This is a genomic window from Cytobacillus citreus (assembly GCF_018343665.1).
Lineage (GTDB): Bacteria > Bacillota > Bacilli > Bacillales > Cytobacillaceae > Cytobacillus > Cytobacillus citreus.
Map to the genome: position 1 here is coordinate 435,562 of NZ_JAGYPM010000004.1, position 24,809 is coordinate 460,370.

General features: G+C 36.9%; 25 protein-coding genes and 1 pseudogene. 19 read left to right on the top strand and 7 right to left on the bottom strand.

The window, feature by feature from the left end; translation table 11 throughout:
• Positions 1–14 precede the first annotated feature (14 nt).
• The 5 genes from tatA to KHA94_RS18680 are packed head-to-tail and all read left to right on the top strand — an operon-like array spanning position 15 to position 6,179.
• Entirely contained in the window at positions 15–221 is a 207-nt protein-coding gene (gene tatA, locus KHA94_RS18660) for a twin-arginine translocase TatA/TatE family subunit (protein ID WP_057775361.1), read from the top strand.
• 15 nt (positions 222–236) lie between these two features.
• On the top strand, positions 237–1,145 hold the full coding sequence (locus tag KHA94_RS18665; RefSeq protein WP_213103633.1) for a 4Fe-4S dicluster domain-containing protein: 909 nt from the start codon (positions 237–239) through the stop codon (positions 1,143–1,145).
• Positions 1,146–1,185: 40 nt separating this feature from the next.
• Positions 1,186–2,475, top strand: a complete 1,290-nt coding sequence (gene nrfD, locus KHA94_RS18670) for an NrfD/PsrC family molybdoenzyme membrane anchor subunit (RefSeq protein ID WP_213103634.1) — start codon at positions 1,186–1,188, stop codon at positions 2,473–2,475.
• Positions 2,468–5,566, top strand: coding sequence for a molybdopterin-dependent oxidoreductase (locus KHA94_RS18675; protein ID WP_213103635.1), 3,099 nt, complete (start codon positions 2,468–2,470; stop codon positions 5,564–5,566). Before nrfD ends, KHA94_RS18675 begins: the two co-directional genes overlap by 8 nt.
• A gap of 22 nt (positions 5,567–5,588) precedes the next feature.
• Positions 5,589–6,179, top strand: a complete 591-nt coding sequence (locus KHA94_RS18680) for a molecular chaperone TorD family protein (protein WP_249365598.1) — start codon at positions 5,589–5,591, stop codon at positions 6,177–6,179.
• A gap of 57 nt (positions 6,180–6,236) precedes the next feature.
• Here KHA94_RS18680 and KHA94_RS18685 read toward each other — a convergent pair whose 3' ends face one another.
• Positions 6,237–6,461: a DUF1128 domain-containing protein gene (locus KHA94_RS18685; protein ID WP_213103636.1), complete on the bottom strand. Its 225-nt coding sequence runs from the start codon at positions 6,459–6,461 to the stop codon at positions 6,237–6,239.
• 243 nt (positions 6,462–6,704) lie between these two features.
• Here KHA94_RS18685 and KHA94_RS18690 point away from each other — a divergent pair, with 243 nt between their 5' ends.
• The 3 genes from KHA94_RS18690 (at position 6,705) to KHA94_RS18700 (ending at position 8,508) form a co-directional block, all read left to right on the top strand.
• Positions 6,705–7,175 (top strand): low molecular weight protein-tyrosine-phosphatase, encoded by a 471-nt coding sequence (locus KHA94_RS18690; protein ID WP_213103637.1) that lies wholly within the window; start codon positions 6,705–6,707, stop codon positions 7,173–7,175.
• Between the two features lie 115 nt (positions 7,176–7,290).
• Complete coding sequence (locus KHA94_RS18695; protein ID WP_213103638.1) at positions 7,291–7,659, top strand: YtxH domain-containing protein; 369 nt, start codon at positions 7,291–7,293, stop codon at positions 7,657–7,659.
• A 24-nt stretch (positions 7,660–7,683) separates the two neighbouring features.
• Positions 7,684–8,508, top strand: coding sequence for a YihY/virulence factor BrkB family protein (locus KHA94_RS18700; protein ID WP_213103639.1), 825 nt, complete (start codon positions 7,684–7,686; stop codon positions 8,506–8,508).
• Positions 8,509–8,772: 264 nt separating this feature from the next.
• Here the strand turns inward: KHA94_RS18700 and KHA94_RS18705 are convergent, their stop codons facing one another.
• From KHA94_RS18705 to KHA94_RS18715, 3 genes are all read right to left on the bottom strand, one after another.
• The gene (locus KHA94_RS18705; RefSeq protein WP_213103640.1) at positions 8,773–10,692 is read right to left on the bottom strand and encodes a heavy metal translocating P-type ATPase; all 1,920 of its coding nucleotides are present in this window, start codon (positions 10,690–10,692) and stop codon (positions 8,773–8,775) included.
• A gap of 233 nt (positions 10,693–10,925) precedes the next feature.
• Complete coding sequence (locus KHA94_RS18710; protein ID WP_213103641.1) at positions 10,926–11,750, bottom strand: DUF4362 domain-containing protein; 825 nt, start codon at positions 11,748–11,750, stop codon at positions 10,926–10,928.
• A gap of 42 nt (positions 11,751–11,792) precedes the next feature.
• Positions 11,793–12,971: an MFS transporter gene (locus KHA94_RS18715; protein ID WP_213103642.1), complete on the bottom strand. Its 1,179-nt coding sequence runs from the start codon at positions 12,969–12,971 to the stop codon at positions 11,793–11,795.
• A 327-nt stretch (positions 12,972–13,298) separates the two neighbouring features.
• Between KHA94_RS18715 and cax the strand changes: the two genes are divergently transcribed.
• Both cax and KHA94_RS18725 read left to right on the top strand, forming a co-directional pair.
• Positions 13,299–14,357: a calcium/proton exchanger gene (cax, locus tag KHA94_RS18720; protein ID WP_213103643.1), complete on the top strand. Its 1,059-nt coding sequence runs from the start codon at positions 13,299–13,301 to the stop codon at positions 14,355–14,357.
• A 148-nt stretch (positions 14,358–14,505) separates the two neighbouring features.
• Positions 14,506–14,860: pseudogene (locus tag KHA94_RS18725) on the top strand (ester cyclase).
• A 190-nt stretch (positions 14,861–15,050) separates the two neighbouring features.
• On the opposite strand, the gene KHA94_RS18730 reads toward KHA94_RS18725, so the two are convergent.
• The gene (locus KHA94_RS18730) at positions 15,051–15,503 is read right to left on the bottom strand and encodes an AraC family transcriptional regulator (protein ID WP_213103644.1); all 453 of its coding nucleotides are present in this window, start codon (positions 15,501–15,503) and stop codon (positions 15,051–15,053) included.
• A 241-nt stretch (positions 15,504–15,744) separates the two neighbouring features.
• Between KHA94_RS18730 and KHA94_RS18735 the strand changes: the two genes are divergently transcribed.
• On the top strand, positions 15,745–16,914 hold the full coding sequence (locus KHA94_RS18735) for an oxalate decarboxylase family bicupin (RefSeq protein WP_213103645.1): 1,170 nt from the start codon (positions 15,745–15,747) through the stop codon (positions 16,912–16,914).
• Positions 16,915–17,000: 86 nt separating this feature from the next.
• Here KHA94_RS18735 and KHA94_RS18740 read toward each other — a convergent pair whose 3' ends face one another.
• Together KHA94_RS18740 and KHA94_RS18745 are read right to left on the bottom strand one after the other, a co-directional pair.
• Positions 17,001–18,806 (bottom strand): transglycosylase domain-containing protein, encoded by a 1,806-nt coding sequence (locus tag KHA94_RS18740; protein ID WP_213103646.1) that lies wholly within the window; start codon positions 18,804–18,806, stop codon positions 17,001–17,003.
• 157 nt (positions 18,807–18,963) lie between these two features.
• Positions 18,964–19,356: a YkvA family protein gene (locus KHA94_RS18745; protein WP_338030840.1), complete on the bottom strand. Its 393-nt coding sequence runs from the start codon at positions 19,354–19,356 to the stop codon at positions 18,964–18,966.
• Between the two features lie 114 nt (positions 19,357–19,470).
• Between KHA94_RS18745 and KHA94_RS18750 the strand changes: the two genes are divergently transcribed.
• From KHA94_RS18750 to KHA94_RS18785, 8 genes are all read left to right on the top strand, one after another.
• Positions 19,471–20,016, top strand: coding sequence for a Chromate resistance protein ChrB (locus tag KHA94_RS18750; protein WP_213103647.1), 546 nt, complete (start codon positions 19,471–19,473; stop codon positions 20,014–20,016).
• Positions 20,017–20,252: 236 nt separating this feature from the next.
• A complete protein-coding gene (locus KHA94_RS18755; RefSeq protein ID WP_213103648.1) occupies positions 20,253–20,804 on the top strand; it encodes a GNAT family N-acetyltransferase in 552 nt (183 codons plus the stop codon).
• Positions 20,805–21,096: 292 nt separating this feature from the next.
• A complete protein-coding gene (locus tag KHA94_RS18760; RefSeq protein WP_213103649.1) occupies positions 21,097–21,579 on the top strand; it encodes a DUF2975 domain-containing protein in 483 nt (160 codons plus the stop codon).
• A gap of 10 nt (positions 21,580–21,589) precedes the next feature.
• Complete coding sequence (locus tag KHA94_RS18765) at positions 21,590–21,811, top strand: helix-turn-helix domain-containing protein (RefSeq protein ID WP_057775318.1); 222 nt, start codon at positions 21,590–21,592, stop codon at positions 21,809–21,811.
• Positions 21,812–21,917: 106 nt separating this feature from the next.
• Positions 21,918–22,709: a DUF817 domain-containing protein gene (locus KHA94_RS18770; RefSeq protein ID WP_213103931.1), complete on the top strand. Its 792-nt coding sequence runs from the start codon at positions 21,918–21,920 to the stop codon at positions 22,707–22,709.
• A gap of 470 nt (positions 22,710–23,179) precedes the next feature.
• Complete coding sequence (locus KHA94_RS18775; RefSeq protein ID WP_213103650.1) at positions 23,180–23,494, top strand: hypothetical protein; 315 nt, start codon at positions 23,180–23,182, stop codon at positions 23,492–23,494.
• A gap of 88 nt (positions 23,495–23,582) precedes the next feature.
• Positions 23,583–24,083, top strand: a complete 501-nt coding sequence (locus KHA94_RS18780; RefSeq protein ID WP_213103651.1) for a GNAT family N-acetyltransferase — start codon at positions 23,583–23,585, stop codon at positions 24,081–24,083.
• 190 nt (positions 24,084–24,273) lie between these two features.
• Positions 24,274–24,705 (top strand): GNAT family N-acetyltransferase, encoded by a 432-nt coding sequence (locus KHA94_RS18785; RefSeq protein ID WP_213103652.1) that lies wholly within the window; start codon positions 24,274–24,276, stop codon positions 24,703–24,705.
• Positions 24,706–24,809 lie beyond the last annotated feature (104 nt).

The following is a 24,809-nucleotide window of genomic DNA, read 5'->3' on the forward strand; positions in this document are numbered from 1 at the left end:
GGATGTGACAGACGATGTTATCAAACATAGGTATTCCAGGTTTAATATTAATTTTAGTTTTGGCACTTATCATCTTTGGTCCGAAAAAGCTTCCTGAAATTGGGAGGGCAGTAGGACAAACATTAAGAGAGTTTAAAAAATCAGCTCGTGAACTGACAAGTGAAGTTACAGAGGACATTAAGGAAGATATAAAAGAGGCAAAAGAAACATTGTCAAAATAGAAAGGAGTCATCAGCATGGCCTTCAATTCAAATAATCATTTACAACCTGAAGATTATTCAAAGCTCGCAGATCATTTTGTTCCTGATTCCAATAAAGTGCTGGCTGCTAGTCCATATGATTCTCAGTTAGGTAAGAATATGGCAAGAGATGCAAGAAAGGTCATTAATGGAAGTTTAAAAATTGAAGATTTTCATAAAGTTTATTCAGCATCCCTTATAAAAGAATTTGGTGATCAATATGCTAGTGGACCAATGGATACTAACCAGAACTCTAAAGCCAAATCCGGAACTGATCCCAAATGGGGGATGGTCATTGATTTAAAAAAATGTATTGGCTGTGATACATGCACTGTTTCTTGTAAAGCAGAAAATAGAACACCGCCAGGAGTATCTTATAATGTTGTACTCGAAACGATTAAAGGTGATTTTCCTAACTTTTCAATAACGAATTTGCCGAAGCCTTGTATGCAGTGTGATAATCCTCCATGTGTTCAAGTATGTCCGACAAGAGCAACCTATAAAATGGAGAATGGAATCGTCACAATTGATAATGATCGCTGTATTGGCTGTCGTTATTGTATGGTAGCTTGTCCATATGGATCACGATCTTATGACTTTGGCACGAGCTATGAACAAGAAATGGCTGGTTTTAATGATGTAACAAGCCCGGAATATGGGGTAGAACGCGGGAAACGCAAAAAAGGAGCAATCCCTGAGGAAACGGTTAGAAAGTGCAGTTTTTGTTATCATCGCCTCCAGCGGGGGGAAGAGCCTGCATGTGTGGAAACTTGTATTGGAGACGCACGTTATTTTGGAGATATGAATGACCCGAATAGTGTTGTGTCGAAGCTCGCTGCAAGCCCAAGAGCATTTCGTCTGAAGGAAGAACTAGGTACAAAGCCGAGAGTTGTGTATTTAAGATAAGGAAGCAATCATTATAGCTTCAATAAAAGGAGTGGTTTTAATGATTTTGAAAGAAAATATAGATAACAAGATGCATGCTCCTAAACAAAAGAATGGAAAGCTTGAAAAAATATACTGGATTTCCATCTTAATCGTTTTTGGTATAGGGATTTATTCGATCATTACTGGATATTTTATGGAAGGAATGGAATCTACTAATCTATCTAATATAGTACCTTGGGGCGGTTGGATTGCCTTTTATATCTATTTTATTGGTTTAAGTGCTGGTTCCTTTTTATTATCCACATTAGTTTATGGATTTGGGATGGAGAAATTCGAAAAAATCGGCAGATCTGCTTTACTTTCTGCGATTGTCTGTATGATTACTGGCATTTTGTTTGTTTTTTTGGATATCGGTCGCCCGGATCACGTCATGAACTCTGTCATTTATTGGAATGTAACGAGTACAATGTCATGGGAAATTCATTTCTATATTGTCTATCTTGTTCTTCTTATAGTTGAGTTGTATTTTTCAATGAGAAATGACCTTATCGTTGTAGCCAAAAATGATAATTTCAAAGGAAAATTATCACGATTCCTTACTTTCAATAAAAAGGAATATACAGATATCGATAAAGTGAAGGATAAAAAGCGACTAAAAATAATGGGTATTATTGGGATTCCACTTGCCATACTTGGTGTACATGGTGGAACAGGGTCTATTTTTGCCGTTCTTAAAGCACAGCCTTACTTGAATTCTGCCTTGTTCCCATTAATTTTTATTATATCTGCTTTAGTATCTGGTACAGCATTATCCATTGCCATTTATGTGATTAAATGCAAAGTAAAAAAACAGCAAGTAGATACTTCAATGATTCGATCCCTTGGAAGCATGCTTTCCTTATTTATCGTCATTGAAATCATTATGGTCTGGTATGAATTTTTAGTTGGTTTTTATGGTTTAGAGCATGAAGAACTTGGAACGCTTCAATTAATAATGGGAAGCCCTTATTCATGGTCTTTCTGGATATTCCAAATGGGATTTGCTTTGTTCTTCCCACTTGTCATATTAATAATCAAAAAAACACGAGAATCTATAAATTGGATTCTAGGTGCCTCTGTTATGGTGCTAATTGGAGTCGTTGGAGTACGGTTCAATATGGTCATTCCAACTTTAATTATGCCAAAAATAGATGGAATGCCGTATGGAAATTATTATATGAATCTTTCAGAGTGGCTGACATCTTTTGGAATTATCGCAATGTGTTTAATCCTGTATACAATTGGCGAGAAGCTATTTCCAATTGATGAAATTGACTCTCATGAAAATGGAGTGAGTAAACATGAGTAAAGATAAAGTGAATCGAAGAGGCTTTCTTAAAGCATTAGGAGCATTTGGAGCGGTTGCCGTTATTGGTCCTGCGTTTGTTGGTCCGGTCAAACAGGTAATAAACGGAGTATGGACAGATGATTTACATGGAGTAGGGACGGATTATCAGGACTACACAGCAGAAAATGTCATATTTACATCATGTCAGCAATGTAACTCCACATGTACAATTAAAGCCTATGTTGTTGCTGGAAGTGCTGGAGGAGCATACTCATCTATCGTTAGAAAAATTGCGGGAAATCAATATAGTCCGATCAATATGGTTCCTTACGGTCATATTAACTATGATACTCCTCTTGAACAAGCTGTAAAAGGAACCGGAGATGTAGCCAAAAGCGGAAGAGGCTTCCGTGGAGGACGAACTTGCTTAAAAGGTCAAGCTGGAATTCAAACAACGTATGATACATTTCGTGTACAGCAGCCATTAAAACGCGTAGGTGAAAGAGGCAGCGGGGTTTGGAAAACAGTCAGCTGGGAAGAAGCGTATAAAGAGATATTAGAAGGCAGTAAGGATTTAAAAACACCGGGATTAAAAGAAATATGGGCATTTGTTCCTGAAGAAGGTGTTATGGCTGATTGGGAAAAGGTACAAGCAGGAGAAATGGAAAAATCAGCTTTCGATCAAAAATATAAAGATGTATTAATCGATACGAAACATCCTGATTTTGGACCTAAATCAAATCAAATTGCGATCATGTCTGGACATCGAAGAGATTTCATTGAACGTATAGCAACTAAAAGTCTAGGTACGGCGAATTATTATGATCATGGCGGTTATTGTGGAATTACGAGTGTAATGGGGAATGTTCGTTCTTACGATTCAACAAAGCAGAAGAAACGGATGATCCCTGATTATGAAAAAGTGGAATATGTTTTAGTATGGGGAACAAATCCTATGATAGCTAATCGTGGCCCAACTACATTTGCCCCACAAATTACGAATGCGATAGATCGTGGGATGAAAATGGTTGTAATTGATCCTCGTTATAGCAAGACGGCTGAAAAAGCAGATACATGGGTTCCGGTAAAGCCAGGTGGTGATGGGGCTCTTGCAATGGCAATGTGCAGATGGATCATTGAGAATAATCGTTATGATGAGACCTACTTACGAAACCCAAATGAGAAAGCAGCACATTTAGACAATGAACCAACCTGGAGTGATGCCACTTATCTTGTAAATGTAGGAGATCCAAAGAGACCGTTTTTAAGGGCTAAGGATTTGGGAATAGGTGAAGAAGAGTTTATCGTTCTTGAAAATGGAAAACCTGTTCCGCATACAAAAGCGGCAAATGGTGACTTAGAGGTAAGTACTACAATTAATGGGATTAAGGTAAAATCTACTTTTACTATTTTTAAAGAAAAAGCGCTTGAAAAAACAATCGAAGAATACTCAAAGCAGTGTGATGTGTCCGTAGATTTAATTGTCCAAATAGCGAAAGAGTTCACTTCCCATGGCAAGAAGGTGGGAATCCACTCCTATCGAGGACCGGCCATGCACACAAATGGATATTACAGTACTCGTGCAATAAATATGCTAAATCATTTAGTAGGAAATCATGACTGGGTAGGTGGTGACACTTCACTAGGTGCAAAATATAAAATAACTGAAGGACGTTATGATTTAGCTGCTGTACCAAATCCAAATAATTCTTGGGGAATTGCAGTTACTCGTCATAAAACGCCGTATGAAAAAACGTCATTGTTCAAAAAAGATGGTTATCCGGCAAAACGTCCTTGGTATCCTTTAGGGAACAAACTAATTCAAGATGTTCTTCCAAGTTCTGCGGAAGGCTACCCGTATAAGATTAGAGCACTTATTATGAACCGAACATCACCGATTGTGTCAGGTCCAAGGTCAGATATGCAGGAGAAATTTCTAAAAGATACAAAAGTAGTCGAACTTGTTATCTCTTCTGATATTGTCATTGGAGAATCAACGAAATATGCAGATTATGTATTGCCTGATTTATCTTATTTAGAGAGTTGGAATACAGAGGCTATTTTCCCGATAGTGAAATATAAATTTGCAAGTGTTATTCAGCCTGTAACTCGTGTTGTACCACATGCAAGACAAACAGAACAAGTGTATATTGATCTTTTGAAAGAAATGGGTCTTCCGGGTGTTGGAGATAAAGCGCTTCCAGATGGATCTTCCATTCATAGTCCAGAAGATTATTATATTAAAATGGCTGCGAATATTGCCTTTGATGGCAAAAAACCAGTAAATGATGCAAGTCCTGAAGAAATAGCTATTTTTGAGAAAGCAAGAAAACTAGCATTAGGAAAGTATTTTGATTTAAATAAGCTGAAAAGTGCAGTTTCACCAGAGGAATGGAAAAAGGTTGTATATGTCTTAAATCGTGGAGGAAGATTTGAGGCTCAAGGTGATGAACATATCGGACCTCATATTAAATATCAATGGGCAAATCTTGTTCATTTCTATGATGAAAAGGCAGCAGGATTTAAAAGTTCCTATACAGGTAAGTTTTTTGAGGGAGTTCCTTTTGCAGATGAAATTAGAAAATATAACGGTGAAGTATATACATCCAATAAACCTTTTCAGTTTATTAACTGGAAATCAAGAAATATGGGAACCCATCGAAATGAAAGTAATGCGTGGCTTCGTGAAGTCCGAGATGAGAACTATTTATGGATAAACCCGATAGATGCAAAGAAAAAAGGAATTAAAACAGCTGATTTTGTTTATATCATTTCCAACAGTACAAAAGAAAAGGCAAAAGTACTCGTTACACCAGGGATCAAACCAGGTGTTGTAGGAGCAAACTTTAGCTTTGGCCACTATGCATACGGTTCAAAAGAGGAAAAAATTGATGGAAAAACAATAAAACCGGCACAGAAATACGGTCATCTGCCATTTGATACGAATACACCTATGCATGAAGAATCAGGATATGCGAGAGAAAGAGGACAAGGATTCTCAGTAAATGCTCTCGCTGATAATGACGATAGTTATTTTGAAGGATTTTTAGCAGACCTTTTAATCGGAGGACCAGCTCAGCAGGACGTTTTCGTTGATATTAAAAAAGTTTAAACAAAAGGTGATAATGATGATAATGACAAAAGAGGAACAACATGGACAGCTTGTCCTAATTAATATTTTATCATGCATATGGCTTGGAGAATGGGATCGTTATGAAGAGTTTTTTCGAAATATGGATGATAATTTGAAAGAGAATTTCCCTTTTCATTCTCATTATAATCAGGAAGATGTCAAGTTATGGTATGAAAACCACTTTTTCATTCCTGGTGACTATTTTGTCTCGCCTTACTTTTCTTCCTATATTAAAAAGGGGCATGATGAACACGAAGAACGGAAAAAAGATTTGTTATGCCTGATTGGATTATATGAGAAGACAGGTTTCTTGTATCCGCTTGAAAAAGAAATTTATCCTGATCATTTTGGGTGCATTACTGCTTTTCTCGGATCTTTAATCCAGGAGAGCATTAAAGCTGATGCTGAAAAGGATGAAGACTACAAAGGAAAACTAGCTGAACTAAAACGATTTGTGATATGTCATTATATTTTGCCCATTCTCCCAATACTGGAAAAAAATGCTCATCCTAAAATAAAGCACACATTTTTTAAAGAGTTTTTAACATTTTATATAAAAATGATGCAAGAAGAATGGCGGGAAGTAGCTTAAATTAGTGTTTGTCTAAATTTCCAATCATATAAAAATAAAGCAGCTATCGAAGCTGCTTTATTTTTTTCTTAAATTGCCTAATTCTTCTGCTAAAGCTTGCATTTCATTCGGACTGAAATTGTTTTTTTTCATAACGAGATCATAAATATCTTTTAATTCTTCATACATTTCCTCATCAAAATGCGATGGCTTAATTGCTCCAAAGTTCAGAACCTTAAGCTTTTCTTTGATTTTTTCAATCATATACTCTACATTCTCAGTTGATTTTTGAGCTAAATTCATCCTGCTCTCCTCCTTTAATGTTTAGCTGCGGCTCCTAACCCAGATTTACAGGACGTCGCGCTTTTCTACTTATGAAATATTTATGGCTGCAGCTAGCTGTTAATTCCTTGCTATGTGTACAGCATTTTTCCTATTAAGTATACTCATCTTTCCATGTTCCGTATTAAATGTCAACGGGAAAATAAGTGTTTCAGTTGCAGAAGAATAAAATATAAAAGAAAATGGATGCAAGGAGGTTTACATATGATTAAAGTATTATTTGTTTGTTTAGGAAATATTTGTCGCTCGCCAATGGCTGAGGCGATGTTTCGTGATTTAGTCAAGAGGGAAGGATTAGAGCATAAGATCATTGTAGATTCCGCAGGCACAGGGAATTGGCATGTTGGAAATCCGCCACATGAAGGGACAAAAAATATATTAAGAAAATACAATATATCTTCTAATGGAATAAAGGCTAGGCAAATTGGTCCAGAGGATTTACATGATTTCCAATACGTCGTGGCGATGGACACATCCAATATTCAAAACATCGAAAAGTTAAAGAAGAGTAATTCAACAGCACATATTGTTAGATTGCTTGATTATTTAGAGGATGCTACAAATAAAAATGTCCCTGATCCGTATTTTACCGGTAACTTTGAAGAAGTGTACGAGCTTGTTAAAAAAGGCTGTGAACAACTGCTAAAAGAGCTTCGTACAACACATAATATATAGGATGGGAGCTTAATTTTAATAAGATGCTGCCTAGATAAATGGCAGGATTTTTTATTCTGAGGAGAAAAGAACCATCCAGAAATACCTTAAACTATAGAAAAATGGAGTGAATGAAATGGGGAAATCATTATTTTGGAAGGGTGTTATTTTTGGAGCCATTGCGGGTGGAGCATTAACCCTTTTTGATAAAAACACGCGTCAATCTGTCATGACAAATTGTAAAAAAGCAACGAGCGAGGTTTCTTATTATGTAAAGAACCCAAGTGAAGCGATCGGTCAGGTGAAAGAAATGACCAATAACTTAAAATCAACATATGAACAAGTAAGCGAGGATCTTTCTTTTATTGTAGAAAAAGTAGAAGAGTTGAAAGAGAGCACTCCTCAGGTTTCACAGCTAGTTGAGGATACAAAGGATGCCTTTTCTGAAGAAGATCAGGATGAACCAAATAATAAAGAGACATCTAATAAAAGATCTTTGAATTAGTACATTATTTAGTGAGGCGATGGAATGGGACGAGCCTTTTCGACTTTGCTTGCGCAAATATGGAAAAGAGTGATGGAAGATGACTTATTTGGGCTTGCTGCACAATTGGCCTATTTCTTCCTGCTATCGCTTTTTCCATTACTTCTTTTTTTAGTATCACTCCTGCCTTATTTACCAATTACTCAAGAGGATTTACTAGCAGTCATTCGAGATTTCGCACCTGAAGATAGTATGGAATTAATCGAGGCTAATATTAGCCAACTCTCACAAAAAAATCCGAATCTGCTTTCCTTTGGATTTGTTGCTACGATTTGGTCAGCATCCAATGGTATCAATGCCATTGTACGAGCCTTCAATAAAGCATATGATGTGAAAGAAAGCCGTCCATTTTTCCGGGCTAGAGGAATGGCTATTTTATTTACTTTTGCGATGCTGTTTGTATTTATTATTGCTTTGATGCTGCCTGTCTTTGGAGAATATCTTGGAATTTTTTTATTTGCTAAATTTGGTCTTTCGGATGAGTTTATGTCTGTTTGGAACACTTTTCGCTGGCTAATAAGCTCCATCATACTGTTTATTGTATTTACAGGCTTGTATTGGATGGGCCCAAATAAAAAGCTAGCTTGTATAATTGTTATTCCTGGAGCCATTTTTGCCACGATAGGTTGGATATTATCTTCCCTAGCCTTCTCATTTTATGTGTCTAATTTCGGCCATTTCTCAGCAACATATGGAAGTATTGGAGCGATTATTGTCCTTATGATATGGTTCTACTTAACCGGAGTTATCATCATCATAGGTGGAGAAATCAATGCCGTATATAGTAAATACAAAAATGAGAATTGTTAAGAAAATGCTATAAGTTTCCTACAATAATATGGAGCCATTATCAAAGAATAAGACAGGGGAAAGATATTGGTCTTTAAAGGAGGCTTATATTTATGACGAAGAAAACGAAAAAAGACGGTGGAACAAAGCAAAAGGGTCAGAACAAACCAAGTCAAAAAACCTCAGGTTCTGCTAACGGACAAAATGGATATCATTAATGTATGAATGAAATAGAGCTTGAAGAACAATTCTTCAAGCTCTATTTTCATAACCTTGATAATCCTATTATTTCAATAATCTTAAGCTGTTGAGAATGACCAATATTGTACTTCCCTCATGTGCAATAACCCCAAATGGAAGGTCAACAAACTGAAGGAAGTTTGAAGCAATCAGCATCATAATAACGGTGATTGAAAAAATAACATTTTGCTTAATGATGCGATTCATCTTTCTTGAAAGGTTAATGGCTTCTGCAATACGAGGCAGGTCATTTTTCATAAGAACGATATCGGCTGTTTCAAGGGCAACATCCGTTCCTTCCCCCATGGCAATTCCAACATTTGCTGTTGCTAAAGCAGGTGCATCATTAATTCCGTCACCGACCATTGCTACAGTTCCGTATTTTTCCTGTAAATTCTTAAGATGCTCTACTTTATTTTCTGGTAAACATTCAGCAATATAATCATGAACATGGGACTCTTTAGCGATGGCCTTACCAGTATTTTGACTATCTCCAGTAAGCATGATCGTATATATGCCTTGCTTATTTAATTGATCAATTGCTTTTTTAGTTTCTTCGCGGACGACATCTTGAAGGGCAAGGATTGCGACAATTTCTTCACCCTTCTGTACAAAGACGACGGTTTTACCTTCACTAGCCATTTTAGCCGCCGCACCGTTTTTAAAGCTTTGGGCAGCTTCGATGCCTACAAAGGCTGCTTTACCAATTTTCCATTCCTCGTTTTCGATATGAGCCTTTACACCCCATCCTGCTACATCTTTAATACTTTCAGGATGAATGAGAGATTCTTCGAGGTTTTCTTTAGCATATTTTACGATCGCATTTGCTAATGGATGAGTCGAGTGACTTTCAATAGATGCAGCGATTCGTAAGACTTCGTTCTCCGAAAGGCCTTCTGCCACAATAATATCAGTTACCTCAGGCTTTCCCTTTGTAAGTGTTCCCGTTTTATCAAAAGCAATCGCTTTTAAATGGCTTAAATTCTCTAAATGAACTCCGCCTTTAAAAAGAATACCATGTCTTGCACCATTCGAAATGGCAGACAGTGTTGCCGGCATAATCGAAGCAACAAGGGCGCATGGTGAAGCAACAACAAGTAAAATCATCGCCCGATAGAAGGTTTCTGTCCAGCTCCATCCTAATAGGAAGTGGGGGACGAACATCATTAGGACAACGACGGCTAAAACGACTTTCACGTAGGTTCCTTCAAATCGTTCAATGAACAGCTGAGAAGGAGATTTCTCGCTTTGTGCAGACTGTACGAGTTGAATGATCTTTTGAAATAGGGTTTCACTATTCGGTTTCGTTATTTCAACAGTAATGGATCCATTTAAATTGACTGTTCCAGCAAAAACATGATCCCCATTATCCTTAGAAACAGGGAATGATTCACCTGTAATCGCAGCTTCATCAATGGTTGTATGCCCTTTAATAATTTTCCCATCAGAAGGAACCCTTTCCCCAGGTTTTACTAATATAAGGTCTCCAATTGATAATTTAGATACATGAACCTTTTCTTCATTCCCACCAGTAACTCTTAAAGCTTCCTCTGGCTGAATTTCCATTAACGCTGAAATCTCTTTATGACTTTTATTCATCGTATATGTTTCAAGAGCCCCACTGACAGCAAAGATAAAAATAAGGATGGCTCCTTCTGTCCAGTAGCCAATAATAGCTGAACCAACGGCGGCGAATATCATGAGCATTTCAACATTTAATTCTTTATTGGCAATTGTTTCTTCAATACCTTCTTTTGCTTTTGCAAAGCCTCCAATAATAAAGGCAAATACATAGGTGACAACCGAAGCAGTAGTAAGTTCATTTCTATCTAATAGCCAACCTACTGCAATGAGTACCCCACTTAAAAGAGCGGCAATTAATTCGGCATGCTGTTTTACTTTAGCAAATATACCTTCATTTTCATTTAGCGAGCTTTTTATAATTACTTTTGCTTCTGCATTCATGTAAAATTCCTCCCCTAATTGAATTTTGTTTTCAATTACCCTTTTTAATTGAGAAAAATAATCACCATCAATACCCCTATAAAACGACGAAAGCTGCCACCGTAAAGGCGACAGCAAAAAATATAGACATCGATATAAAGATATTTCAAGTTATTTATAGTTTACTATATAAGCTATGAAATGAACAGGAAAATGTTCACTATTTAAAAATAATTATTAAATTAGAAATTTTATTATTGGTAGGAACCTTTTGTTGGAGGTAAAGATTTATATGTTTCGTTATCTTGGATTACATGAAGGATGTTATTTTTCATCTTATTCATTTGCAAGCCATGTTTGCTATTATCACATTCTGTCCATTCAAAATGTCTTTCCCCACCATTAATCCAAACCGTAAGTTCATAGCTTTCATATGGCTTTTTGTTACAGCTAGTTGATAAGTCCTTTTGATCAAGATAATTTGCTAATACCATTGCCTTGTAGATTTGGTTTAATTCTTTACGATTAAATTGGAAATCACTGACGGTCGAAACTTCCCCATTTTGGAGGTCCTTTACTAGTCGTTGATTAGCCGTATCTACTTCGTTTTTCTTATTTACCCCGTACTTGAAATGAAATTCGAATTTATCTTGTTTTTCAGTATCGTATTGAACGGTTAATACATCTTCCTGTTGCCCGTTACATTCTAATTTATACGCAATTTCAGTATCCGTCTCACTTTTTGTTATTCTTTCACAACTGTGTTTTTCAACTTTGCCAACTCCGAATTTGTCATAGGTAGTATAGTATCTTGATTGAATGGATGTCCCATCGTACGTTAAATCCCATATTATTGGGTCCCCTTCAATTGTATAATGAATAATCCGAACTTCATCGTTTTCTCCATTGTTTATATTATTGACAAATTGATCAATTTGTTCGATATTTTCAATTCCTCCGTGATTGTTAATAACATCTTTCTGTTGTGGCTCGTATGTAGTGGAACTTGGAACTGGATTTAGATTTGAGCAACCTGATAAGAATAAAAGTACGAAAAGAATAGACTGAAATTTTTTCATCTCATTCACCTCATACCAATTGACGTCTATGTTGGGAAAAAGTTACATATACGATTCTTTTTTTGAGACCATTTGTTTTTGTCCAAATATGACAATAGTTAAGAATATAAGTAAAAGCATAGCACTAATAATATTAAAGAAGCTGATTGATTTAAAATATTGGATGAATACTCCTCCGAAATAGGGGCCAATTAAGCTGCCGATACTAAATGCCACTCCGCAAAGCAGGTTTCCGGTTGGAAGCATATTTCTCGGCATTAAGTCGGTCATGTAACTAATGCCGAGTGAGAAAGTGGATCCGACAACCATACCAGCTATAAATAAACATGCGGCTAAAGCAATCATCATTTCTTCTAAGAGGCTTGCAGCAGCAAAGCTTAAAAATCCAGCAAACAAAATGACCATTAAAATATTCCTTCTCCCATATCGATCACTTAATAGTCCAAGCGGCAATTGAAAGACAATCCCTCCAATAGCAAATGAGGTTAAGAGCAGGGAGACACTCGAAACATCAAGACCAATCCGCAGCCCGTAAACAGGAAAGCTTCCATTTAATGATGATTCAAGGAAACCGTATCCTAATGGAGGTAGAAAGGCTACCCAGCCATATTTTGTTGCTTTTGAAAACCTCTTCATTGTTTCCTTAAATGAATTTACTTCTACTGTTTGCTCTGGATAATCATTTTTTAGAGTAAATAAAAATAACCAAGCAATTAAGCATAATGCTGATGAAATTATAAAAGGAAGAGCTTCATTAATCTTAATCAGCGGTGCCATCAAAGGTCCTACCGCAAACCCCGCTCCGAAAAACAATCCATATATTGAAATATTACGGCCCCTCCTATGCTCCGGAGAGAAAGAAGTAATCCATGTTTGTGTTCCAAAATGCAAGGCATGGTCGCCAATTCCGATTAATAGCCGTAGGAAAAACCAAAACCAGAAGGACTTCCAAACAGGAAATAAAATGAGTGATACAACGACAAGCAGTCCTCCCAAAACAATGATTGGTTTATAGCCATATTTCCTTAAAGGGTGTTCCATGAATGGCGATACAAGCAAAATCCCAATATATAATCCAGTAGCATTTAATCCATTTAAACTGGAGGAAATGCCCTCATTTTCAAAAATAATCGCGATTAAAGGCAGCAGCATGCCTTGGCTAAATCCTGAAATAGCAACAATACTTACCAAAATCCAAAATCTCACATTTTCTTTATTCATTTTCCTAACCTCTACTCTGAATGAAAATTCTAAATTAAAAATACACAAAAAAAAGAGCCACAATAAAAATGGTATCTGTAATAAGAATCCTTGGCAAGAAAAATCATTTTTTTCAGTTTTTAGGGAAGAATAGGAAGAAATAGGTTTGACCGAGGAGTGAACTCTTTTCTGCAAGTAGAAGCATAGGGAGTCAAGCGGGTGGATATCCTTAAAAAACTTTTCACCGCTCATGACCCAATTGCGAATTTGTATTAAATGGGAATGAACCCTCATAGTAATGAATGGAATATTCATTAGACTTGGTTTTGATGTTGGGAGGATCTTTTAATGAATAAAATATTCACCGTGCTTGTTTTTATTGGTGTGCCTCTTTCTGTTGTAGGTACGCTTATGCATTGGTCTAGTATCTTACTTTTTATCATTTATTGTATAACGATTATTGCTCTTGCAAGCTTTATGGGGAGGGCTACTGAGAGTCTGGCCATTGTGGCAGGTCCGAGGATTGGGGGATTGCTGAATGCGACTTTTGGAAATGCTGTTGAATTAATTATCTCTATTTTCGCCCTTAAAGAGGGATTAATTGGGGTAGTCCTAGCGTCATTAACAGGCTCTGTTTTAGGAAATCTGCTATTAGTTGCTGGTTTTTCTTTTTTTGTGGGCGGATTAAAGTATAAACGCCAGTCCTTTAATGTTTTTGATGCAAGGCATAATTCAGGATTGCTTATGTTTGGTGTCATTGTTGCTTTTGTTATTCCGGAAATCTTTACAAAGACAATGACAAAAAGCGATACGCTCAACTTTAGTATAGGCATATCGATTATTTTAATCACTTTATATTTGGCAGCATTATTTTTCAAGCTTGTTACCCACCGTGGAGTTTATTTGACAGATGATAAGAATGAAGGTCGGAATAACGAGGAAGAGCCAGAGTGGGGAACAAGCAGGGCATTAACAATACTCGGGCTAGCCACACTAGCTGTTGCTTATGTTTCCGAAAATTTAGTACATACTTTTGAATCTGTAGGTGAAGCCTTTGGATGGTCAGAGTTGTTTATTGGTGTTGTGATTGTTGCCATTGTTGGAAATGCAGCAGAGCATGCTACCGCTATTATTATGGCGTACAAAAATAAAATGGATATTGCGGTTGAAATTGCAGTCGGCTCTACTTTACAGGTTGCGATGTTTGTTGCCCCATTGCTAGTTCTCTTATCATTGCTGTTTCCTGTAGCCATGCCATTAGTTTTCACCTTGCCAGAGTTAATCACTATGGTTACTGCGGCACTCCTGATGATTACGATTTCAAATGATGGAGAGACCAACTGGTTTGAAGGGGCCACCCTTTTAGCTGCGTATTTTATTATGGGAATTGGGTTTTATTTATTATGAAATATTCTACACAAAAACGACTCTGACGAAATCTAAAGGGTTCCGTTTTCGGTACACTTGATTGATAGCATATGCAATGACGTGTGAATTGGCACACGTTATTTTCTTTATTTATCAAGGTTATTAACCATTTTGATTGGGGGGTGACATGACAATTGAAATCATTCATAAATTTATTTCAGGTAATAATCCTGACTACGCAAATCAATTAAAGGACACCTAAAGATTATGCTGAACACGTAAGAGAAATGATTGAAGCATATGGTAGTTTTTCTTTAGAAATTCAAGAATTTTTAGTAGATGGAAATAAAGTATATGTATGTTGGAAACAAATAGGTACTCATGTAGGAGAAATCGATGGATACAAACCTACAGGACTCCAAGTAATACAAATGGCTAGTGCGGTGTATAGAATAGAAGATCAAAGAATTTCAGAGTATTGGATTCAGATTGATAGATCAGGAATTCAAAAACAATTAGAGTGCAATAAAAATATTAAGTAGTTCAAAATTTATTTAAAAAATAAAAGAGCTACACAAGATTTGTTTTTAAAATCTTGTTAAATGAACGGGCTTAATAATGAAAGAAGAACAAGAAGTTATCGTTACTGATAAGCCAATTGTTCTTCTTTTTCTATGTTTCATTTTCTGTGATGGACATAAAGCTTCGAACCAGAAAAATGTACCAATTAAATTAATACGGTTTTACAGGTACACATATTTCGCAGTAATGGTTGTTAATCATTTCAGCAGTGTATCTTTCTAAAATTGGTTTGTTGTCAATTTGATATCCAAGGTCTTGTAAAGCTGGAAAAATTTCAGCCCATGCTTTTTGAATATCTTCCGCTGTATGTTTGAGTTTGAAAATAACATATTTTCCACCAGAAAGTTTACTTTCGCAAATAGAAACATCCATTTGATAATCTTTTGAAATGACAATACAAGCATCATATCTGCAGCTTTCAGGAAGTGTTGTTTCAGGGTTATCTTGTGGTATTCCGAATATTATTGCTGATTTAGCAAGATTTCTCTCTTTAGCCCATTTCTTTAACTTTTCCATTGCTTGAATGTTGGCAGGACCATATGGACCAACTTGGCGCACATATGCAATGCGATATTCTGGAAGAGTTTCAACTTTCATATTCATAGTTTCCTTTTCCTTTCTTTATTATTATTTAATACATTTCAAATGCTATCATGATATAAAAATGTATTCATTTGTTTTTTTAAAATTGATAATTTTCTTACGGGTGCTTACTTAAATAAGAAGTAAGGCAGCCTTTTTCTTTTTGAAGTAAATTCTAATCAATAGGTACCATTTGAAGCCCAAGTCATACACTATGAAATAGAATTTTTCCTATATAATCCCATAAAAGAGGAGCGTAGTTATGGAAAAACGATCGATTAATCAAGTGGGGATGAATGTGCCTCAACCAATCCGAAGTGATGGAGCTGGAGGGATTGATTCCGGACCGCGTAATATTATGCGTGATCTTCAAAATCCGAATATGCTAGTCCCGCCAATTACGGATGCAGGCTTGCTCCCAAACTTGAAATTCTCATTCTCAGATACTTCTATGAAATTAGATCACGGGGGATGGTCCCGCGAGATCACGGTGAGAGAACTTCCAATAGCCACCACACTTGCAGGAGTAAATATGAGTTTAACGGCCGGCGGAGTACGTGAACTCCATTGGCATAAACAAGCAGAATGGTCTTATATGCTGTTAGGACGGGCACGTATAACTGCGGTTGACCAACAAGGACGAAATTTTATTGCCGACATCGGACCGGGAGATATATGGTACTTTCCCCCAGGAATTCCTCATTCGATTCAAGGGTTGGAACATTGTGAATTTCTACTCGTCTTCGATGACGGAAACTTTTCCGATCTGTCCACCTTATCCATCTCCGATTGGTTTGCACATACTCCCAAAGATGTTCTGGCGGCCAATTTTGGAGTACCTGAGAGTGCATTTAACTCTATTCCTTCTGAACAGGTATATATTTATCAGGGAGAGGTACCAGGCCCACTGGAAAGTCAAGAAGTCCAGTCACCCTACGGAGAAGTTCCTTTAACCTTCAAGCACGAGCTGGTGAAACAAACACCAATTAGGACTCCTGGTGGTAGTGTACGAATTGTGGACTCTTCTAACTTTCAAATTTCAAAAACAATCGCAGCAGCACTCGTTGAGATTGAATCAGGTGCAATGAGAGAACTTCATTGGCATCCCAATAACGACGAGTGGCAGTATTACCTTACCGGACAAGGGCGAATGACTGTATTTACTGGAAACGGCGCAGCCCGTACATTTGATTATAGAGCTGGTGACGTCGGGTATGTACCCTTTGCTACTGGACACTATATTCAAAACACCGGTACTGAAACATTATGGTTTTTGGAGATGTTCAAAAGCAATCGCTTTGAAGACGTGTCGCTAAATCAATGGTTGGCACTGACTCCTAAAGAATTAGTTAAGAGCAACTTAAAGGTTGGAGCAGAATTGATCGATTCTTTACGCAAGGAAAAATGGCCAGTTGTTAAAAAGAGCATATGAGGTTCTATCTGACTAATTAATTTTTTATGAGGTTTGACGTGGGGAAGAATTATTTCCTCCCCAGTGCTACTTTAAGGTCAAATTTTTCAAATTCCATACATCATAACATATTTAAACAATTCAGCAGGCGTCTTTCCTCCGCCGCTTGTAAGGTAATGGTTTCGGTCTGTTTTATCAAAACCGCTATGGATAGATAGGACTAAATTTGGCGTGTATCCGACAAACCATGCATCTTTATTGCCATTAATTCCTTCAAGATTGGCTTCTGTGGTGCCTGTTTTCCCTGCCAGAGGTGTTCCTATATCCGCAAGCCTTCCAGTCCCGTAAGGTTTAGATATGACACCCTGCAGCATTTTTGTCATCTCACTGGCGGTTTCTTCGCTCATGATGGTTTTTGTTTCTATTGCTGGCGGTGGCAATGCTTTTCCATGCGAATCAACTATTTCCCTAATTGCATGAGCCTCTATTATCTTTCCTCCATTTGCAAAAGCGGAATAGCCCTGTGCCATGTCTAAAGTGGATGCACCATATGTTAAACCACCTAATGCTAAGGAAAGGTTGCGGTCATTAGGATCCAACTCGATACCCGCGTTTTCTACGAAGTCATATCCCTTATCAATACCAATTTGCTGTAGCAGATAAACAGCAGGCACATTCAAGGAACGTCCAACCGCTTCCTCCATTGATACATCACCATAATAGTGGTGCCCTGCATTTTCAGGTGAGTAGTTTCCGAAATTCATCGGCTCATCTTTAAGTAAAGAATCGGGTTCCCATTCATTCGTTTCTAATGCGGGTGCATATACAGCAAGCGGCTTAATCGTTGAACCTGGCTGGTATTTTGCTGTCGCATGATTGAAATCCTGGTACACATAGTTCCTACCCCCATACATGGCTAAGATTGCACCGCTGTTTGGATCAATTGCAGTCATGCCGACCTCGACTTGCTGATCCGGTTCATCTTCCGTAAAATGGTAATTTTCAACAGCCTGGTTCATGGCGTGGTGAATGGAGGTATCGAGGTTTGTGTAAATTTTATAACCACCCCTATATAAATCTTCCAATGTCACACCGTATTCCGAAGTAGCCTCTTTCAAGGCGTAATCAATGTAGGACTGATAGACACTATATTCTTGAGTTGTTTTAGGTGGAAGTTTGATTTCCTCTTTGTTGGCTTCTTTTTCTTCCGCCTCTGTGATTATGTTGTTCTTTCTCATTAGTGAAAGGACGGTTGCTCTTCTTTCTTTGGCAAGATCCATATTATTGCGCGGAGAATATTTACTCGGGGCTTTTGGCAGCCCAGCCAATAAAGCTGATTCCGCTATATTTAAATCTTTTGCGTCCTTCCCGAAATACTCTTGTGCTGCAGCCTGAATCCCATATGCTCCACTGCCGAAGTATATATGATTCAAGTACATCTCCAATATTTGTTCCTTTGTGTATTTCCTCTCAATCTCTGCTGCGATTACCATCTCTTTTGTTTTCCTTTCGATTGTCTTTTCGTTTGAAAGGAAAACGTTTCTTGCAAGCTGTTGGGTGATGGTGCTTGCTCCCTCAGCGCGACTCCCTGATTTAATGTTTTTGTATAATGCCCGCAGGATCCCCTTTGGATCTACTCCCTTATGTTCAAAAAAACGTTTATCTTCTGTGACCACGAAAGCCATTTTCAGATATTCCGGTAGATCTTTCAGGAATACGACTTCCGGGTGTTCTTTATTATGGAGTTCTTGGATCTTTTCACCGTTTTTATCATAAATCACAGTATTGCTGTATACATCAAGTTTACTGAGATCTACGTTTACATCATTTACATACTCCGTGGGTGAACAACTTGTTAAGACGAGTAGGATAAAAAAACAACACAAAATTAGTTTATTTCTTCTGTTAATCATGATGCGCCTCTTTATTTTTATTCTTTTTTTCTTGAAAAACGAACTGCTATCCGAATAAACATGCAAAGAACAAAATATGCAAGGTTCGAATGCTATCTATATAACCATAATTATTTATTGTCCCTGTAATCCGGTTTTTTATTTTAAATTTTAATCCTTATTTATTCAAAAAAAATGAAGTAATCCAATATAGTACAGCAATCCATATCAGTATAATGATGATTCCAGCTGTCCAGTTTTTCTTTTTTACCTTTTCTGATCTTCTTACAATTTCCCGGCATTCTTCCAATACATCATCCGGAATTAATTTAAGGACGAGACTGATAGCTAAGGGAACAAGAATAATCTCATCAAGATAGCCTAGAACAGGTATAAAATCAGGAATCAAATCGATAGGGCTGAAGGTATAAGCAATAATCAGAATTGACAGGAGTTTGACATACAAAGGTACTTTTGGATGTTTATTGGCTTCGACCAGCACAAATACCTCTTGCTTTATATGCTTTGCCCTTTTTTTTATTTTCAACATCGTTTCGTTCAAGTAAATCACCCTAAGTGGATTGAATTCGAATAAATTGTATCTTATGTTATTGTATGATGCAACAACTGTTACACTGGAAATTTTGTGATAAAATAAGAAAAACATCTTTAGGGGGTAAAACACATGCCTGAGCTACATTGGATTATTTTCTCTTACAAAATACCGGCTGAGCCTTCCTCTGTTAGAGTGAGGGTGTGGAGGAATTTGAAAACACTAGGTGTACATTACATCCAGCAATCAGTTTGCATAACTCCATACCGGGATGAATTAATAAAGAAATTAAAAAAACTGGAGTTGCTTATTGCTGAAAATGGAGGAGAGACGACTATATTAAAAATAGAAAAACTTTCAGCGCAATCTGAAGCATTGATTTTATCTGAATTCAATAAAGAGCGCATGATTGAATACACCGAATTCATTCAGGAAGCAAATAAATTCCTGGCTGAAATAGAAAATGAAAGCAACAAAGCTAACTTTTCCTTTAGTGAGATTGAAGAAAATGAGGTGGAATTGCGGAGGTTAAAAAAATGGCTCCTTTTAATTAAGAGCAGGGATTATTTTTCATGTGAATTACAAGACAAGTCCGTAGCTTTATTTGAGGAGTGCAATTTTGCTTTTGAACGGTTTACTAATAATGTTTACAAGCAAGAAGGGATTCTAGAGGGATGACACTAAAATGGCAAGTGTCCTTCCTCTCCTTATTGTAATAAGTAAACGAGTATGAGGAAAACACATACCTTAAAATACCCTTTTATTTCTTATTTGGCTAACTGGTGCGATAGCTTAATAAAGGTTATCGCCTTTTTTCGTCGAAGTATAGAAATCGGATAGATAAATTAGTGAAGGAATATTTGTGCAATTAACTTCCTCGATATTAGTACTATCTCAAGCAGGGAGGATTTCTAATGATATATGATGATCAAAATAAAACAATTACCACTAAAAGACTAGAACTAAGACTATTTCAAAAATCTGATGCAGCAGCTGTTGCTAAACTTTGTAATAATTATAATATTTTTAAAAATACATTGTACCTGCCTTATCCATACTCTATAGAGGATGCTTTATCGTGGATTGAACATCATCTTGATAATTTTAATGCTAATAAATCATATGAATTTGCGATAACAGATAAGGAAAGTGGAGAATTATATGGAGCTATAGCGCTATCTAATAACCAAAAGTTTAATAATGGGGAAATAGCCTATTGGATTGGTGAAGAATTTTGGGGAAATGGATATGCTACAGAGGCAGCGCAAGCTATATTACAATTTGCATTTGATGAAAAACAATACCATAAAGTATTTGCTCGTTACTTTAACTCAAATCAAGCTTCAGGAAGAGTTATGCAAAAATTAGGCATGAAAGAAGAAGGGATTTTAATTGACCAGGTGAGGAAAGAAAATCGATATGAAGATTTAGTGCATTATGGAATAATTAATTCAATAGAATTCTAGATTTTATCGCAGATTAACGGGCAGTAAGACCCCCACTTCAAGGTTGCGAGAGAATTAAAGAAACCTAAGTGGGGGTTGAAAGAAAACCCCCGCTGATGGAAGTTTCACTTTATAAATTGAATAGTTTTAAGTCTTATAGAGCATTTCTTTGTAATGAGGAATGCTTTTTATTTTTGTCTAAAATCAACATTTTTTATCAATAAAAATATCATTAAAATAAATAAAAATTTATTGTAAAACGATAAATAGTGTGTTAAATTCAAATTGACAATGAATAAGTGGGGTGCTTTTTATGAAACAAGTGTCAACGCTCTTTTTAAAGATAGCTGTTATTCTTATTGGAATTCCGATTCTTGCATTGTGCATCTTTTTGGTGCCTGAGATTGCGAATATTGCAGCAAAATTACTTCCAGAGTTTGCTTATATAAAATATCTCGTTTACATCGTTTTTTATGTATCGGTGATTCCGTTTTATTTTGCTTTGTATCAGGCTTTCAAACTTTTACGCTATATTGACAAAAATAAAGCTTTCTCGCAAATTTCTGTAAAAGCTTTAAAGAAAATCAAACAATGTGCGATCACAATCAGCATTTTGCATGTGCTAGTCTTGCCACTCTTCTATCTCTTTGCGGAGAGGGACGACGCCCCAGTTGTCATCTTTATCGGATTACTTGTTCCTTTTGCTTCCATGGTGATTGCAGTCTTTGCTGCTGTTCTTCAAAAACTGTTAAAAGAAGCGATTGATATAAAATCAGAAAATGATTTAACGGTCTGAGGTGAATAACATGGCAATTATAATCAATATTGATGTGATGCTGGCTAAAAGGAAAATGAGCGTAACGGAACTTTCGGAGAGGGTTGGAATAACAATGGCTAACCTTTCTATTTTGAAAAATGGAAAGGCAAAAGCGATTCGATTATCAACTTTAGAGGCGATTTGTAAGGCTTTAGAATGTCAACCCGGAGATATTTTAGAATACCGAAGTGATGAAGACACCCAAGATTAAAAAAATGGTAATTTAACGTTTGAACTTTTTCCATTATTTCAATGAATCAAATCTTAAAAGGGGGGTACTCATGAATTTAACCATTAAAAAAATGGAGGCACAAATCATGAGAGCACTAAAACAACTCGTTCGTTTTGGTTGGGAGCAGGCCCTATCATGTTTGTTTCCTGTTGTTATTTTTGCCTCTTTGGCTTTTACAAAATTCATGCCACTTCCCTTCCTGCCACGGTATGACTGGATGCTCATCATCTGTCTTCTGATGCAGTGGTGGATGGTGCGTTCTGGGCTTGAAACACGAGATGAACTAAAGGTTATCACATTGTTCCACCTTATTGGACTTGCACTTGAAATTTTCAAGGTACATATGGGCTCCTGGTCTTATCCGGAGGAAGGATATTTCAAAATTTTTGGAGTGCCTTTGTATAGCGGATTCATGTACGCAAGTGTAGCGAGTTATCTTTGCCAGGCGTGGAGGAGGTTGAAGGTTGAACTGATTAAGTGGCCACCGTTTTTGGTCGTTGTACCTCTTGCAGCTGCAATTTATTTGAATTTCTTCACCCATCATTTTTGGATTGATATTCGTTGGTGGCTATCTGGACTTGTCATTATCGTGTTTTGGCAATCATGGGTCACATACGAGGTTGGTGGAACTCGTTACCGTATGCCACTCGCTCTTTCTTTTGTGCTCATCGGATTTTTTATATGGGTAGCGGAAAATATCGCAACGTTCTTTGGAGCTTGGAAATATCCAAACCAAACAGATAGCTGGAGTCTCGTTCATCTAGGAAAGGTGAGTTCATGGCTCCTATTAGTGATTGTTAGCTTCCTTATAGTAGCGACGTTAAAGCAGGTTAAGGGGAAAAATTCCACTAGGATAGATGCAAGTCAATTTTTATAACTGTTTTTAAAAAAGTCGGTTCCTTAGCATAGTAGGGAATTCGACTTTTTTTCGGTTGAAGTTCTCCTAGCGTACAAAAGTCCGAATAAGATAAAGTGAAACTTCCATCAGCGGTGGCGTTCTTTCATCCCCCACTTAGGTTTCTTCGATTCTCTCGCAACCTTCTAGTGGGGTCTTACTGCCCGTTAATCTGCGATAAATTGGAAAAAGCAGAGTTCGAAATGTTGCTTTTTTCTTTATAAATAGCTTTTGCTAATACTGCCGAAATGCATTTATTAGGGATTCTTGTGAAAAAATTCACTTAATGTATGGAAACGTAAAGACTGGAACTTTCGTCTAATAACAAGAAGTAACTTTTAGGAGGGAAATTCGAAAAGGATTGACACTCTTATTATTGAAGTCATTATTTTAACGAGGCAGAATTACTGAACAAGAAATGAAGAATCAAAATATACAAAGGAGAATTTGACATGATTGGTTGGCTTAATCTTGGCAGTCTTGTGCTTGGACTAATTGCGTGGATACTTCCTGTTGTTAATCTTATGCGATATAAAAAGAATTTCCATCATAATTGGGTCTCTCTTTCCATTATTAGCATCAGTGCTTGTGCTATTTCGCTATATTTCCAGATTTTCTATAACTATCATTTGGTAAAGGTTGAGGACTGGTCTGCTCTTATGGACATATCGGGTGCTACGGCGTACGTCTCTGCAGTTCTTCTCATCGTTACCATCATATTAAATGCAATTGCTATGATTGTATATCGTGACAGAACAGCAAAGTAGGATGTCGAAATTGTACGGTTGAAGAAGGAATTTCTTTAAACTTGGAAGAATTAATACTCAAAAATATGTTAAGGAGCTTGTGAATTATATGGAATCCATTAGCAAAAGTGAAGTGAAGCTACGGGATATCACATATGAAGATCTTCCTATCTTTTTCGAACAACAACTAGATTCAACGGCGAACTATATGGCTGCCTTTACAACTAAAGACCCCACTGATAAGGACGCATTTTTTGACCATTGGACAAATATTATCGCTGACGAGACCATCACAATTAAGACTATATTATTCAATGGCATTGTCACTGGATACGTCTCAAACTTTGAACAGTTCGGCGAACCCGAAGTAAGCTACTGGATTGGGAAGGAATATTGGGGTCAAGGTATTGCAACTAAAGCGGTGTCCGAGTTTCTGGAGTATATTAAGGTACGTCCGCTTTATGCTCGTGCCGCTAAAGATAACGTCGCCTCCATCAGGGTATTGGAAAAATGTGGGTTTAAAATCATCTCTGAAGATAAGGGTTTTTCCAACGTAAGAGGCAAGGATGTTGAAGAATTTATTCTGAAGCTTGAACCTTCAGATATGTAATAAATACCGTAAGACGGTTGACGTGGTTCTTGATTAAGAAACCTTTTATTATCTAACGGGCAGAATAGTTGAATAAGAATATCTGTTAATAAGTAAAACTTATTAAATATCATAAAACAATTGCAATTAACTTATAGATTGAATTGAATTAGCATAGAAATTAATAAAAGGTTTACTGGGGGGGATTTGATTGAAGACAGAAATAAGGTTTAGAATGGCTACTGAAAAAGATTTAGATAGTATTGTTGCAATGCTTGCTGATGATGTTTTGGGAAGTAAACGTGAGCGTTATGAGCATCCACTTCCTATTAGTTACATAAAAGCATTTGAGGCTATTACATCTGACCCTAATAACGAGTTAGTAGTGGCTTGTGACGGCAATGAAGTGATTGGGGTACAACAAATTACTTTTACACCTTATATAACACATCAAGGTGGATGGAGAGCTACTATCGAAGGAGTGAGAACATCAGCTTCTGTAAGAGGTAAAGGTGTGGGTACTGAGCTAATAAAATGGGCAATTCAACGTGCAGAAGAACGTGGTTGTCACTTGATACAAGGTATTGAACTATCGGAGCAGTTTAGTTGGAGAAGCGAAATAACTCCTTCTTGTTGCTTTTGAGACAAACAGGTACACAGAAAAGGCATGGATTAGCCATGCCGATAGATTTATTTATTTAATTTATCTAAAGCCCCAGTATTGCTGATACTGACGCACGTAGGGAT

Excerpts from the sequence above, each read along its gene's own strand:
- tatA (WP_057775361.1), top strand. The coding sequence starts at position 15 with ATGTTATCAAACATAGGTATTCCAGGTTTAATATTAATTTTAGTTTTG.
- KHA94_RS18690 (WP_213103637.1), top strand. The coding sequence starts at position 6,705 with ATGATTAAAGTATTATTTGTTTGTTTAGGAAATATTTGTCGCTCGCCA.
- KHA94_RS18665 (WP_213103633.1), top strand. The coding sequence starts at position 237 with ATGGCCTTCAATTCAAATAATCATTTACAACCTGAAGATTATTCAAAG.
- KHA94_RS18735 (WP_213103645.1), top strand. The coding sequence starts at position 15,745 with ATGGAAAAACGATCGATTAATCAAGTGGGGATGAATGTGCCTCAACCA.
- KHA94_RS18760 (WP_213103649.1), top strand. The coding sequence starts at position 21,097 with ATGAAACAAGTGTCAACGCTCTTTTTAAAGATAGCTGTTATTCTTATT.
- cax (WP_213103643.1), top strand. The coding sequence starts at position 13,299 with ATGAATAAAATATTCACCGTGCTTGTTTTTATTGGTGTGCCTCTTTCT.
- KHA94_RS18750 (WP_213103647.1), top strand. The coding sequence starts at position 19,471 with ATGCCTGAGCTACATTGGATTATTTTCTCTTACAAAATACCGGCTGAG.
- KHA94_RS18680 (WP_249365598.1), top strand. The coding sequence starts at position 5,589 with ATGACAAAAGAGGAACAACATGGACAGCTTGTCCTAATTAATATTTTA.
- KHA94_RS18775 (WP_213103650.1), top strand. The coding sequence starts at position 23,180 with ATGATTGGTTGGCTTAATCTTGGCAGTCTTGTGCTTGGACTAATTGCG.
- KHA94_RS18770 (WP_213103931.1), top strand. The coding sequence starts at position 21,918 with ATGAGAGCACTAAAACAACTCGTTCGTTTTGGTTGGGAGCAGGCCCTA.
- KHA94_RS18730 (WP_213103644.1), bottom strand. The coding sequence starts at position 15,503 with ATGAATATGAAAGTTGAAACTCTTCCAGAATATCGCATTGCATATGTG.
- KHA94_RS18755 (WP_213103648.1), top strand. The coding sequence starts at position 20,253 with ATGATATATGATGATCAAAATAAAACAATTACCACTAAAAGACTAGAA.
- KHA94_RS18765 (WP_057775318.1), top strand. The coding sequence starts at position 21,590 with ATGGCAATTATAATCAATATTGATGTGATGCTGGCTAAAAGGAAAATG.
- KHA94_RS18710 (WP_213103641.1), bottom strand. The coding sequence starts at position 11,750 with ATGAAAAAATTTCAGTCTATTCTTTTCGTACTTTTATTCTTATCAGGT.
- KHA94_RS18700 (WP_213103639.1), top strand. The coding sequence starts at position 7,684 with ATGGGACGAGCCTTTTCGACTTTGCTTGCGCAAATATGGAAAAGAGTG.
- KHA94_RS18685 (WP_213103636.1), bottom strand. The coding sequence starts at position 6,461 with ATGAATTTAGCTCAAAAATCAACTGAGAATGTAGAGTATATGATTGAA.
- nrfD (WP_213103634.1), top strand. The coding sequence starts at position 1,186 with ATGATTTTGAAAGAAAATATAGATAACAAGATGCATGCTCCTAAACAA.
- KHA94_RS18675 (WP_213103635.1), top strand. The coding sequence starts at position 2,468 with ATGAGTAAAGATAAAGTGAATCGAAGAGGCTTTCTTAAAGCATTAGGA.
- KHA94_RS18695 (WP_213103638.1), top strand. The coding sequence starts at position 7,291 with ATGGGGAAATCATTATTTTGGAAGGGTGTTATTTTTGGAGCCATTGCG.
- KHA94_RS18780 (WP_213103651.1), top strand. The coding sequence starts at position 23,583 with ATGGAATCCATTAGCAAAAGTGAAGTGAAGCTACGGGATATCACATAT.
- KHA94_RS18705 (WP_213103640.1), bottom strand. The coding sequence starts at position 10,692 with ATGAATGCAGAAGCAAAAGTAATTATAAAAAGCTCGCTAAATGAAAAT.
- KHA94_RS18715 (WP_213103642.1), bottom strand. The coding sequence starts at position 12,971 with ATGAATAAAGAAAATGTGAGATTTTGGATTTTGGTAAGTATTGTTGCT.
- KHA94_RS18740 (WP_213103646.1), bottom strand. The coding sequence starts at position 18,806 with ATGATTAACAGAAGAAATAAACTAATTTTGTGTTGTTTTTTTATCCTA.